This window comes from Piscirickettsia litoralis, assembly GCF_001720395.1.
Lineage (GTDB): Bacteria > Pseudomonadota > Gammaproteobacteria > Piscirickettsiales > Piscirickettsiaceae > Piscirickettsia > Piscirickettsia litoralis.
In genome coordinates, this window is the sequence record NZ_MDTU01000001.1 from 1,654,128 (window position 1) to 1,666,564 (window position 12,437).

Genomic DNA, 12,437 nt, shown 5'->3' on the forward strand with positions numbered 1-12,437 from the left:
TTTAATATAAAGGGGGTTGTGCTGTAATATTGCCAAAGTGCATCAGTATAGTCATTTAAACTATTTTTAAGCTTGCCGTTTGGGTTGTGAACTGGGCTGAGTATTCTAAGAATATTATTTCTATCATCTGTTAATATTTGACTTTTCCAGTCACCCGTCATTTTGTTCTCTAATTGATTAATGACCGTACCGCGACTTTTTTGATAAACCAACATCGCCAACAGGTTCTCCTCCAGATTGCTTTAAGTTAATTGAAAACCCATAAAAATCGACATTAGTTTGGTTCATCACTGTTCTATTGTTACCTGCTTGGTTTCTAAAATCCCACTCGACTTTATCGTAAAGAGGTGTAGTGTTGCTTACCATATTAGGCTGAACAAAACCCCATTTTTTCGTATCAGGGTTTTGGACAGCAGGAATGGATAGCTTTTCATCTTCAGAAAAGTAAATACGACCAGAATAACCATAAGGTAATGATACTACTTGCTCTGGGGCTATTTTAAAAGAATAAGGGTCGCTGTTATTGTTTTTAGCATCAACATCAATGAGTTTTCCTGTGGCATTATTTAAATATGCAATTGAACCTGTAGCAGGATCAGTTGCAGTAATAATAGCATAGACAGTTGGTTTATTAGCTAACAGGTTTTTTACATTAATTTGCCAATGTTGTGCGTCTTGCGAAGAATGCACCACTGAATTAGCTAATGCATTTGAAGATAAGGCTGTTGTTGTCGCGGCGAAAACGAGAAGAGGAAGTGGTTTTATTATTTTCATAATATCAATCCTTAGATAAATACTTTAATATATTTATTTTAGTTTGCTAACTTGCAATAAGTTGTTTAAATATCAAACGGTTAAAATGATGGCAGTTAGAATGTTAACTTTCATTTATTATCATAACATTAAGTTTTAGCCTTACATAAGCTAACTAACTTAATCACATCAAATGCTTTATTCTATTTTAATAAAACAAAACTATATATAAAAAATAAGACTTTAACTGTTATTCTTAATTAAGTTTCATTATTATTTTAATTTTCTTATAAAATTGGGTATCAACATTAACAAACAAAAAACTATAAAGAATATTATTCAAAAAATATAAATCATTTTAAGTTGATTTAACTTAAAATTAACAATAAAAAACCACAATACATAAGCTTATTTTCACCCATTATTTGAAAGCTATAATTTGTTTTAATTTTATATTATCACATGATCTTTCTATAGCGCTCTACCAGAGTCATTGATGTGGGTCGCCCTATAGCCTAAGCAATGCTATAAACTCTGCCTTTCTGTTATAAATATGCGCGGCATTGGATTTTCCACAGCTACGGCCTATTTTTCAAAACCATAGCATTCAAGTAAATAATATCACCCTGAGTCGGTACGCAAGATCCAGATCTCAGCTTTAATAAGCTAAAACGGCTTTCCTTTGTATTACAATAAGCACTTTAAAGATTTTTAAAAACGAATAAATTATTTTAGCATCAGCTCCTAAATCAAAAAAACTGCTAATTCTACATTTAAAGCCTATATAAAAGTGCCAGCATAATCTAGCTCAACCTCCAACACACACTTAAACAAAGTGCTGCTGAGCAATTAAACGACGAATAAATCGCCCACCCTCTTGACTATGCAGCCACTTTTGCAATGCACCCTCAGCAATTGTTCCATAGCTTCTAAAACAACCGACACACACTCGTGACCACTCTTCACGATCCACCGGATAAGGCCATGACCAGTGATCACGCTCTATCGATACATCTGTTTGAATAGTAATTTCACCAGATTCATTTCTTAATACAATTTGGCCTTTTTTATAATCCCAAAACCAATCATCTAAAACAACATCCACGCAATAATTCTCCTTAATCATCAGCCGGAGCCTATTTTAAGGTTGACACGAGCAGAGAACAAGGGAATTCTCAATAACTGGTGCTTGTGAGAAATTATCCAGCAGAGTAATATTCAATGCAAAGGTTTAATAATACAGAGGGCAAGGCATGACTGAAGAAGTGCTCGACGACGAATTTAAACAAAGCATTCAAGACTGGGCGTATGGGATCGCAGATGTCCTCGATGAGTGTCAGCGCAACATCACCGAATATACTAACGAAGAGTTTCAATACCTCTTGCAATGCCTCATCGAGTGTGACCAAGAAGGCTTTGCTAAATTAATGGAAGAAATGCGCCTTGAAATCAATCACCAAAAACTCAATTAACTCAGGGATCGCTATTCGCTTAACAGTTGCTTGTCCAGATCAAATCGGCATTGTTGCAACCATCGGCCAACTGATTGCCAAATACCAAGGCAATATTATTGAAGCTAACCACCACACCGATGCAGGTGCTGGTTGGTTCTTTATGCGCCACGACATTTACTTTCCGACTGACTTTACCAAGCTTGATCAGTTACAAAGAGAATTAGAAAACATTAGTCAGGCTTTACAATTACAATGGCAGCTGATACAGCCCAAGCGACCTAAACGCGTGATTCTCATGGTTAGCCGTCAATCGCATTGCCTAGCAGATATTCTCTATCGTTGGCGCAGTAAAGAGCTCAACATTGAAATTCTCTGCATTATTTCTAATCACCAAGATCTGGCTCAAGAGGCAAGCTGGCATAACATCCCTTATCATTATATTCCCGTACCTAAACAAGATAAGACAGCAGCTTTTAACCAACTTGCCGAGACAATTGATCAATATAAGCCTGACCTCATCGTTCTTGCCCGCTATATGCAAATATTGCCACCATTTCTCTGCCAACAATACCCAGGGCGCATTATCAATATCCACCATAGCTTTTTGCCCGCCTTTGCAGGTGCCAAGCCTTACCATCAAGCTTTTGAACGTGGCGTAAAACTCATTGGAGCAACCTGTCATTATGTCAATGATGAACTTGATGCAGGTCCCATTATCGAGCAAGATATGGTCAGAATTAATCATTGCCATAGCATCGATGACATGGTGCGCTTAGGTAAAGATGTCGAGAAAAATGTACTGGCCCGGGGCTTGCGCCTACACCTTGAAGACCGTGTTTTTATCCATAATGATAAAACCGTTGTATTTAACTAAAAGCGTTAACATATTAGAAATTTAGAAATAAAATCATTTAAATGACGTAATCAAAACTTGATTCAAGATAAACTTAAATATAATTAGGATAAAACCAATGAAACTCATCTATCTCCCCATTATTTTTATCGGCCTATTATTAACGGGTTGTGGACAAAAAGGAGACTTATATATGCCAAGTCAAAATACACCAACAACATCGACTCAACACAACGCATGAAATTAAAATTTACCAAAATGCATGGCTTGGGTAATGATTTCATTGTCCTTGATGCAATTCATCAAGACATTAAGCTAAATACCAGTCAATTGCGCAAGCTCAGTGATCGCAAGCGTGGCATCGGCTGTGACCAAATTTTAATCGTGGCTCCAGCCCAGAGTGCAGATCATGATTTTTATTATCGTATTTTTAATGCCAATGGCAAGGAAGTCGGTCAATGCGGCAATGGCGCACGCTGCTTGATGCGCTTTATCCACGAACAGGGCTTCAGTCATAAAAACACAATCAAAGTACGCACCCAAAATAGCGTGTTAGAGCTGACACAATTGAGTTCGAATAACATCGAATTAAAAATGCCCCCCCCTAGTTTTGATCCTAGAAAGATTCCTTGCCAAGCCACAGAACAACGAGAGAGTTATCATATTGATACTGAATATGGCAGCATCCAATGTTATGCACTTTCTGTTGGCAACCCTCATGCTGTTTTACATGTTACCGATATTCATAATGCCCCAGTGACAGAGCTTGGAAAAGCACTTGAAAAGCACACATTCTTCCCAGAAAAAGCCAATATTAACTTTGTTGAAAAAATAAGTCGCAATCAGCTTATTGTTCGTACTTTTGAGCGAGGTGTCGGCGAAACGCTCGCTTGCGGCAGCGGCTGTTGCGCCAGCATGGCAGCACTGCGTTTACGCGATGAAGTTGATGAATCAGTCAATATTAAGCTGGCTCATGGTAATCTAACTGTGCGCTGGCAAGGTAAAGAAAACCCTCTCTACCTCGCAGGCCCTGCCACAACCGTTTTTAATGGTGAAGTTGCCCTCTAAAAAAAGCTCATTCAATCAGCCTTAAACATAAGCCACAGTAATTGTTGCTGTTCCAGTATAGTCTCCCGCAACGGTTGCAGCATTAACAGTTGTCTCTCCTGTAAAGCTTTTTGTCAACTGACCTGAACCATTCAGCGTTGCATTCTCATCATTCGTCTGAATATTAATCGTTAACGATGAAGAAGAAGGTCCCGATAACGTCACGGTGTCTGGGTAGTCAATACTGATCGCCGCATTATCTTCCCCTGTGACTTGAAAAGCACCTGTCGCAGTTTTGGTCGATGATGAGCCTGTTGTCACATACAAATTGCCAAAATCCATTGCCTGCGTTTGTGTTACCGTCAGCGCCTTATAAACATGCGCAATCACACTTACTGAGGTCTGTGCTGCAAAACTTGCACTACCAATCGTTGATAAAAGCATAAACGAAGCGACTAAAGCCGTCTTTCTCATTGATACATCCTTAATGAAATGGCTCTAATACATAAATAAAGTATAGTTAAAGCTTAATGACTTTGCTTAAAGCTGAGGAGCTGAAGTTCAACGGAAAATATTTACCGCCCCCTTGAAAACTATAGTCCCGCCCCCACCTTCTGTTATTATGAAGCATCCTGTGGCTACACAGTGGTATCCATTTATTGATCAAGCGATCCCAATAGGATAAGAAAACGATGAGTATAGAAAGTCCAACAAGAAAGCGTCGCCAAACCTTTAAAATCGTCGACGGTAAAATTGCGATGACCCTTGCTAAAAACCATGCTGTGAAGCCGACAGTGGACTCTGAGAAGTCGAAAAAACTTGCTGATGCTCGCCAGGCTAATATTCAAGCAATGGACTTATTACTCCAATCCTTCCCCGCCGCCTTTGATCTGCGTAACCGTCGCCCCTTAAAAACAGGGGTTAAAGATGAACTTAATATTTGGGCTGCTGACAATAACGTTTCAAAAAAATGCGCTTTCAGGCGCATTGCGCTATTACACTAGCGGCAACTCTTATCTACAAGCAACAATCAACAACAGCCAGCGTATTAATTTACAAGGTGAGGAAGTAGAAGAAATTTCTGCTGAGCAAAAAGAATATGCCCAAATGTTACTGAACAAGCGCAACGAAGCGTACCAGCAAAGTAGCAATGAAAGCCCACAAAGCGCTTAAGCTCACACACAATAACTGGGCGAGCTGCTCGCTATTTTTAAGCAACTCGCTCGACAAAGTCAGCCAATAACCACTTCACGCCAAAATGCTTAAAGCTAATTTTCAACCGCAGTTTTGGCTCATCCCCTTGAATATCTAGAATAACGCCGTTACCAAATTTCTTATGTGCGACAGCCTGACCTGAGTGAAAACGCGCATGACTACTGTGAGCAGGCTTTGCCGCGCTGGATTTTACAACCTGCGGCTTTAATACCGTCGTTTGAAAACGCACATCTTCGGTTAAATGCACAGGGATATCTTCTAGAAAACGCGATGGTTTGTGGTAGGCTTCTCGACCGTGTAAACGTCGCGCTTCTGCATGCGAGATATAGAGTTTTCTCATCGCTCGCGTCACGCCGACATAACACAATCTGCGCTCTTCAGGCAGACGCTCAGGATCATTCATCGACATCTGGTGAGGAAAAATCCCTTCTTCCATGCCACAGAGCATAACATAGGAAAACTCCAAACCTTTCGCCATATGCAAGGTCATCATCTGTACACAATCTTCAGCAGGTCCCGCCTGTAATTCTCCGGACTCAAGAGCCGTATAAGCGAGGAAGTTTTGCAACGGTGAAACCGACTCATCTTGCTCACCATAGCGTTCATATTCCGCCCCAGCACTGACTAACTCACTTAAGTTTTCAAGGCGTGCTTGATGACGTTCTTTGCCCTCTTTTAAATAGGCCTGATCCAGCTGAGTCAGCTCTAACATCATCTCAACATGGACAGATAAACTTGTCTCTTTCACCGTAGTTGCCAACTGTTCTATCAGCTCGTAAAAGCGTTTCAATGCTAGGCTTGCGCGCGCCGGTACCAAAGCTCCAGATTCTGCTGCATGAGTTAAAGCCTGCCAAAGTGAGCAGTCTTCTAATTTGGCATAATCACGCAATATCTGCACAGTCCGATCACCAATCCCCCGTGTTGGTGTATTGATAATACGCTCAAAGGCGCTGTCATCATCACGACGCTGAACTAGACGTAAATAGGCCAGCGCATCTTTAATTTCTGCACGATCAAAAAAGCGTTGCCCACCATAAATTCGATAGGCTAAGCCTTCTTGCAAAAAAGCTTCTTCTATCACCCGAGACTGAGCATTTGATCGATATAACACAGCAACGTCACGACTGCTCACTCCTTGCTCACGCAATTTTTTAATCTCACGAGCGACAAAACGTGCCTCATCGGTTTCATTAAATGCACTATAAACCGAGATTAATTCACCTTCGGCCTGATCAGTCCATAAATTTTTACCAATCCGATCATTATTCGGCTCGATTACCGCATTCGCAGCTTCAAGAATATTAGCCGTAGAGCGGTAGTTTTGCTCCAAGCGGACAATCGCAGCACCTGGATGATTACGCTGGAAGTCTTGAATATTTTTAACACACGCCCCCCCGCCAACCATAAATCGACTGATCATCATCACCAATGACAGTCAAATGATTCTCTTGCTTTTGAGTAATGAGCTTTAAAAATTCATATTGAATACCGTTAGTATCTTGAAACTCATCCACTAAGACATGGCGAAAACGCGTTTGATAATGAGTTAAGATATTTACATCATGCTTTAATAACTCAAACGCGCGTAATAAAATTTCAGCAAAATCAACCAAACCGGACTGCTGACAGGCCGCTTCATATTGCTGATAAATCTCTAGCATTTGACGGTCTTGACGACCCACTGGCTTGACATGGTGAGAACGTAAACCCTGATCTTTTTGATGGTTAATAAACCATTGCAATTGCCGTGGTGGAAACTGCTTTTCATCCAAATTACTCGCCTTAAGTAAACGGCGAATCAAGCGCAATTGGTCATCGGCATCAATAATCTGAAAACTGTCTGGTAAGTGAGCCGCTTGGCTATGACGGCGTAAAATTTTATGACAAATACCATGAAACGTCCCCATCCATAAAGCTTGCGCTGGCAGCGATAATAGGCGATTTAAACGCTCACGCATCTCAGTCGCTGCTTTATTGGTAAAGGTCAGCGCGAGTATTTCACGCGGTGAGCAAGACAGCTCAGAAACTAGCCAAGCAATTCTAGAGATTAATACCCGGGTTTTACCACTGCCGGCACCCGCCAAAACCAACATGTCTTGCTCAGGCGCCATCACCGCTTCACGCTGCTTAGCGTTTAAGCCATCACAGAATTCATCATTCATCATTCTAGATTCTTTTAACGTTATATTATTAAGCTAAATGAGTTAATTATTTAGCCGGCTCTTTTTGTAATGCACTGATTAACTGTGGTGTTAAATCAGGGACTTTGCCATCAGAATAAAGCACTGCTTGCTTATTGACTAAAAGATCAAACGGCTCTTTTTTATTTTTCGCCAACTTCGCCAAGGCCGTGTCCAAAATTTTGTTAATCGAAACTTGTGCTTGGTGCTGCTCTTCAAGTTGTGCTTTTTGCAACTCTAACGCTTCTTTTTTCAATTTCTCTTCTTCGAGCGTTAATTTTAGTTGCGCAGTTTTAACCGCTTCAGCGCGTTTATTGGCATCTGTGATCGCAGCAATTTCTTTTTTCTCTTGTGCTGATAAATCAATCAAGGCATTGCGCATTTTTAATAACTTCGCGCTTTTTTCTTTTTCAGCAGCAGCAAGCTTATCATTTTTAGCAACAATTAATGGTGACTCTTTGTTCACCTTAACTAAATCAACCACAGCCACTTGAGCGGCCTCAACCGCTTGCAGTCCAAAAGTCGCCAAACATAAAGCGACTAACACTCGTAATTTCATTTAACACCTCATGATTTAATGACTATTCACGCTCTTAGCGTTTTCCAACGTATCGCCTACCGTACTCAGCGAAATTGAGTTCAACCTTATTTATACATCATCTACGCATTAACTCTACTAGAACAATCAACGCTCATAAATAAACCGTTTTGTTCAGGCTGCTCACTGTTTAAGCATGCCATCACACCTTCTGACTCTAACAGTTTTAGATAATAGGGCAGCTGCTCCATCAGGACAAAGCTCACCGCGACTTTTTGCTCAGGTAAATAAGCACAACGGCCAAGCTCTGCGACAGAGTCAACAAAATAGACAATCAGCCTTGCATCATCTCCGTAGACTTCTATACTCGCCGATGCTTTTTTCGTTGCTGCATCTTGCCATACCGCTTGAATATTACGTGCTAGATTAACCACATAACCGGTGACTGCAAACTGCTTTTCTGCCATATCCCACGCTTACCTATCAACTAAATAATCCACTTACCCCGCAAAGCGGCCCAAACAGCTTAACACTTTTTGCTCTAACTGCCGATAGTTAAGCGGATGCTCTTCATCAACACCATTCGTCATAAAAGCAAAGCTCATGGTTTTACCCCGATAAGGTTTGATATAACCAACAAGATTATGCACCCCCATCATTGACCCTGTTTTCGCCATCACCCGATCTGCACTGTTTGCTGGCAAGCGGTAAGCAGCTAAAGTACCATCAACACTTAACACCGGTAAGCTGTTACTAAAATCTGACTTCAAGCCAAAATGGCGCGCATCAAATTGCAATACTGCATTTAGCTCTTTGGGTGTCAATAAATTATAACGAGACAGCCCTGAGCCATCATAAATAACCAACTTTTTTGCGTTTAAGTCAGGGATTTTCTTTAAAATCCTTTTAATCGCACGAGTGCCATTATCCCAACTGCCGGCCTGGTGATAGACAGTATAACCAAGCAACTTTGTTAAAACTTCTGCATCAATATTATCCGATACTTTTAGCATATGATGAATAATATCACGTAACTTGGCAGACGAGTGGCTAAACTCTGCAGACAAATGTTTCGGGTAATTTCCCGAAACAACCCTGAGGCCATAACGAAAATGTACCCCTAATTGCTTTGCTTGCTCAGTGATTAATTGCTTAAAATAATCCACCGGATTATCAACAGCCAAAGCTAAATAGACCTCTCGACCACGACGCAAACAGCCTTCAGCGTACAACTTATTATTCTTATCAAAACTCAAATGCAACTGGCATAAAGGACTGCCATAAGGCGTCACTTTCAAGTGACTAATCAACTTAAAGTCAGGATCAGAAGATAGTTTCACCTGATTTCGCTCAGCGCTTAATACCGCATGCACACAATTTTGATCAATCATAACCCCACTGATCGGCGCGGCATAGCAGATCTGCAAATTATCGACTAACCAGCCAGGCGCTCGCAATGGCGCTCTGAAAATAGAATGATCAAGAATAACTTTGCCATTAACTTGATTAATTCCCTGGCGCTTCAAACCTGCGACCATCTGTCTAAGATCATAACGGGTTAAAGTCGGATCTCCGCTAAATTTAAAATAAACATTGCCTGTTAATACATGTCCTTTTAGCTGTGACTTTACATAACCCATTTTTGTTTGGAATTGATAGTTTGGGCCTAGCTTAAGCAGTGCAGCGGTTGCCACGAGGATTTTTTGTGTGCTCGCCGGTGTAAATGGCTGGTCGGCATGATAATCATATTGAACTTTACCATCATTTAAACTTTGCACGTAAAGCCCAACATGATGGGTCGGTGTCACCGGAGCTAACACATCATGTAAACACGATTGTAAACGCGTAGCGTAAATCTGAGAGACACTCAAAGAACAAGCTACAGCAACAGCAGCGATTACTGTTAAAGTTTTTTTCATTATCGATTAAATCTTAATTTTTTAAACTACTAGGCGAAACAGTCTAAAAGATTCATCTGTGTTTTGCGATAGTTTTTGAACTTATTTAGCCCTGGAGATAAGAACAAACTCACTGCAATATCATTACCTGTCTTAGATTCAAGAATGCTGACTAAATTACTCACTCCCTGCATAGAACCAGTTTTACCCCGTATTTTGCCATTTAATCCACGAGGAACTGAATAATAAACGAGCTGGCCATCCAGGCCAAGCCTTGGCAATAACGCATAGACTTTTTTATACAAAGCGTGCTTTTTATATAAAGCAATTAATAACTGATTAAATTGCTCGGGGGTCACTTGATTATAGCGAGATAAGCCCGAACCATCATAAAGCAACCAATGCTCGGTCTCTAAATTTAACTTCTTCGCTAAAATGGCCTTAACTGCCGCAACTCCATCAGTAAAACTACCGGCGTGACCATAATAAAGCTGACCTAACTTTTTTTAATAACGCCTCAGCTTCAATATTATTAGAGGTCGCTAGCATATCTTGAATAATTAAGTTTAGCGTTTGTGAATGAAAGCTCATTAAAAGCTTACTACTGCTGGCAAGACTCCCCTCTTTCACCTGCCCTCGCCAGACAATTCCTCGCGCCTTAAAGCCTTGCTTTAAACGCTGCTCTAGGTAATTAACGGGATCACGCACTGCTAATGCTAAACCATAAGACTGCTCTTGCTGCATGCAGCCGTAAAGCACAACCTGATTACCAGGCTTTATGGCAACCTCAAGGCTACAGGGTAACTTTTGATCATGATTAATTTTGACCTGATTAATAAAGCTAAAAGGGAACTTAGGCTTAATAACCACCTGGCTATTTTTGGTATAAATAGAAGTGCGTCGGCAATTTTCATCCAAGATCAATGCATTGATTGGCGCGGCATAACAAATATGGACATTATCGACAAGCCAGCCAGGCGCTGCATCAGGAGCGGCAAACTCACTACGGTCAACAATAACATTGCCATTAAAAGTACGAATACCTTGTGAATATAATTTTTTAACAAAGCGCGTAATATAACTTGATTTAAAACTCGGATCCCCAGAAAATTTAAAATAAGCCTGCCCTGAAAATCTGTTACCCAACTGCTTACCTGCTAAATGAATGCTAGTTTCAAACTGATAATTTTCAGGCAGATAAGCAAGCGCCGCAATTGCTGTAACCAATTTAATCACACTAGCGGGTAAAAAACTTTGCTCGGGGTTTTTACTATAAAGCAGTTTCCCCGTCGTTAAGTTCTCAGCGATTAAGCCCACCTGCGTGGTCTTTTCAAGAGGAGTGAGCTTAGCATTTAAACATTGGGCAAGCGTTGATTTCCCCCCGGCATGCGCCGCAAATGCGCTCGTGCTCAATAAAGCAACAAGCCCAAATAATGTATTAACCAGCCAAACTCTCATTGGTTAACGCCGTGACAAACTCGAATGATGCATCAGCCAGTAAATCAATGCCGTCCACACGCCACCTAACAACGTGGCAAAAGCCCAAACAAAGCCTGAAACAAGCTGCGTTGGCAAACCACGCTTATGTAAGTTGCCCGCATCACGTGCAATAGCGGCGGCAAAAAGAAAATGTAAAATCACGTTCACATAAAATAAGATCTGATTAAAATGGGCCGCTGAGGCACTCATTTGGTTTAAAATATCACTCATCCCCATTACCACCTCTATGCGATTTTAATACGGCTAGGCAATAACCGAGCCTCTATTTTATGGTAGTTTTTCAGCGTGAATATTTCATCTTTTAACACTGTGTAATGCGGTACGACAAAAAACGACGCTGAAAGTAAACCATACAATATGGCAAAAGGAATGACAAAATGTTGGCTATAAACCTTACACGCCGTACCAAAAGAGCGCTTGATATGCGCATTAGATAAATCAACACTATATAGTTCATCTAAAATTAAATGCACCATAAAGCCAAAAGTCACAAAAATACCGGCCAACCAAGATTCTCGTGCACCATAACTCCAGAAATAAAAGCAAAACGAGCTTGATAAGCAACCAACAAAAATAGCCATCGGAATCGAGTGGATCGAGCCACGATGCACAGTAAATTGTTTAAAAATGGGTTGAATCACAAAAAGGACGGCAAAGTAAACTCCAAACCAAACCACTAATGAAATCAAGATAGAATAATGCGCAAGCATGGCAAAGGTCACTAAAAATGCTAAACCAACGGCAAAACAGTGAAAAATGATTTTTATCGAAGTCGAGTGGTCTGAGTCAATATCCGGCAAAATGCCACCGAGTGTTCCTAATGCACATAACAAAATAGCAAAGCTCGGGTTGATAATCCCCGCACCGGCTAACACAATGGAAACACTCACGCTGGCAACCGCTGCAACCGTAATATGTGTATGAAAATTCGCCATATTTTTTCCTTTAAGGGCGAATATAGTCAATAACAAAAATAAAATCAACAAATTAAGTACTATT

At 40.6% G+C, this 12,437-nt stretch carries 17 protein-coding genes and 1 pseudogene; 6 read left to right on the forward strand and 12 right to left on the reverse strand.

What is annotated here, in order from left to right; all coding sequences use genetic code 11:
- The 3 genes from BGC07_RS20590 to BGC07_RS08225 form a co-directional block, all read right to left on the reverse strand.
- Positions 1 to 215: beta-1,3-glucanase family protein (locus BGC07_RS20590; RefSeq protein WP_201258131.1), on the reverse strand; the 215-nt coding region annotated here is incomplete at its 3' end.
- A complete protein-coding gene (locus tag BGC07_RS08220; RefSeq protein ID WP_069312710.1) occupies positions 178 to 774 on the reverse strand; it encodes a beta-1,3-glucanase family protein in 597 nt (198 codons plus the stop codon). The genes BGC07_RS20590 and BGC07_RS08220, both read right to left, overlap by 38 nt.
- 805 nt (positions 775 to 1,579) lie before the next feature.
- On the reverse strand, positions 1,580 to 1,858 hold the full coding sequence (locus BGC07_RS08225) for a hypothetical protein (RefSeq protein ID WP_069312711.1): 279 nt from the start codon (positions 1,856 to 1,858) through the stop codon (positions 1,580 to 1,582).
- Between the two features lie 148 nt (positions 1,859 to 2,006).
- Here BGC07_RS08225 and BGC07_RS08230 point away from each other — a divergent pair, with 148 nt between their 5' ends.
- The 4 genes from BGC07_RS08230 (at position 2,007) to dapF (ending at position 4,128) form a co-directional block, all read left to right on the forward strand.
- Positions 2,007 to 2,225, forward strand: coding sequence for a hypothetical protein (locus BGC07_RS08230; protein ID WP_069312712.1), 219 nt, complete (start codon positions 2,007 to 2,009; stop codon positions 2,223 to 2,225).
- Positions 2,197 to 3,081, forward strand: a complete 885-nt coding sequence (purU, locus tag BGC07_RS08235; RefSeq protein ID WP_235603032.1) for a formyltetrahydrofolate deformylase — start codon at positions 2,197 to 2,199, stop codon at positions 3,079 to 3,081. Before BGC07_RS08230 ends, purU begins: the two co-directional genes overlap by 29 nt.
- Before the next feature lie 97 nt (positions 3,082 to 3,178).
- Entirely contained in the window at positions 3,179 to 3,301 is a 123-nt protein-coding gene (lptM, locus tag BGC07_RS19395; protein ID WP_077216816.1) for an LPS translocon maturation chaperone LptM, read from the forward strand.
- The gene (dapF, locus tag BGC07_RS08240) at positions 3,298 to 4,128 is read left to right on the forward strand and encodes a diaminopimelate epimerase (RefSeq protein WP_069312713.1); all 831 of its coding nucleotides are present in this window, start codon (positions 3,298 to 3,300) and stop codon (positions 4,126 to 4,128) included. Before lptM ends, dapF begins: the two co-directional genes overlap by 4 nt.
- Positions 4,129 to 4,149: 21 nt before the next feature.
- Here the strand turns inward: dapF and BGC07_RS08245 are convergent, their stop codons facing one another.
- Entirely contained in the window at positions 4,150 to 4,581 is a 432-nt protein-coding gene (locus BGC07_RS08245) for a DUF4402 domain-containing protein (protein WP_069312714.1), read from the reverse strand.
- 218 nt (positions 4,582 to 4,799) lie between these two features.
- Here BGC07_RS08245 and BGC07_RS22080 point away from each other — a divergent pair, with 218 nt between their 5' ends.
- Both BGC07_RS22080 and BGC07_RS22085 read left to right on the forward strand, forming a co-directional pair.
- Complete coding sequence (locus BGC07_RS22080) at positions 4,800 to 5,111, forward strand: hypothetical protein (RefSeq protein ID WP_235603033.1); 312 nt, start codon at positions 4,800 to 4,802, stop codon at positions 5,109 to 5,111.
- The gene (locus BGC07_RS22085; RefSeq protein WP_394332114.1) at positions 5,035 to 5,280 is read left to right on the forward strand and encodes a ProQ/FINO family protein; all 246 of its coding nucleotides are present in this window, start codon (positions 5,035 to 5,037) and stop codon (positions 5,278 to 5,280) included. Before BGC07_RS22080 ends, BGC07_RS22085 begins: the two co-directional genes overlap by 77 nt.
- A gap of 37 nt (positions 5,281 to 5,317) precedes the next feature.
- Here BGC07_RS22085 and uvrD read toward each other — a convergent pair.
- The 8 genes and pseudogenes from uvrD to BGC07_RS08290 all read right to left on the reverse strand — a co-directional run bounded on the left by uvrD (position 5,318) and on the right by BGC07_RS08290 (position 12,373).
- Positions 5,318 to 7,487 (reverse strand): annotated as a pseudogene (gene uvrD / locus BGC07_RS08255) (DNA helicase II).
- 43 nt (positions 7,488 to 7,530) lie between these two features.
- Positions 7,531 to 8,061, reverse strand: coding sequence for an OmpH family outer membrane protein (locus tag BGC07_RS08260; RefSeq protein ID WP_069312715.1), 531 nt, complete (start codon positions 8,059 to 8,061; stop codon positions 7,531 to 7,533).
- A 101-nt stretch (positions 8,062 to 8,162) separates the two neighbouring features.
- A complete protein-coding gene (locus tag BGC07_RS08265; RefSeq protein ID WP_069312716.1) occupies positions 8,163 to 8,507 on the reverse strand; it encodes a hypothetical protein in 345 nt (114 codons plus the stop codon).
- A gap of 33 nt (positions 8,508 to 8,540) precedes the next feature.
- The gene (dacB, locus tag BGC07_RS08270; RefSeq protein WP_069312717.1) at positions 8,541 to 9,959 is read right to left on the reverse strand and encodes a D-alanyl-D-alanine carboxypeptidase/D-alanyl-D-alanine endopeptidase; all 1,419 of its coding nucleotides are present in this window, start codon (positions 9,957 to 9,959) and stop codon (positions 8,541 to 8,543) included.
- Positions 9,960 to 9,988: 29 nt separating this feature from the next.
- On the reverse strand, positions 9,989 to 10,375 hold the full coding sequence (locus BGC07_RS23190) for a D-alanyl-D-alanine carboxypeptidase (protein ID WP_077216817.1): 387 nt from the start codon (positions 10,373 to 10,375) through the stop codon (positions 9,989 to 9,991).
- Positions 10,376 to 10,406: 31 nt separating this feature from the next.
- Positions 10,407 to 11,396, reverse strand: a complete 990-nt coding sequence (gene dacB, locus BGC07_RS08280; protein ID WP_069312719.1) for a D-alanyl-D-alanine carboxypeptidase/D-alanyl-D-alanine endopeptidase — start codon at positions 11,394 to 11,396, stop codon at positions 10,407 to 10,409.
- 3 nt (positions 11,397 to 11,399) lie between these two features.
- Complete coding sequence (locus BGC07_RS08285; RefSeq protein ID WP_069313840.1) at positions 11,400 to 11,648, reverse strand: hypothetical protein; 249 nt, start codon at positions 11,646 to 11,648, stop codon at positions 11,400 to 11,402.
- Between the two features lie 14 nt (positions 11,649 to 11,662).
- Positions 11,663 to 12,373 (reverse strand): metal-dependent hydrolase, encoded by a 711-nt coding sequence (locus BGC07_RS08290; protein WP_069312720.1) that lies wholly within the window; start codon positions 12,371 to 12,373, stop codon positions 11,663 to 11,665.
- Positions 12,374 to 12,437: the final 64 nt, after the last annotated feature.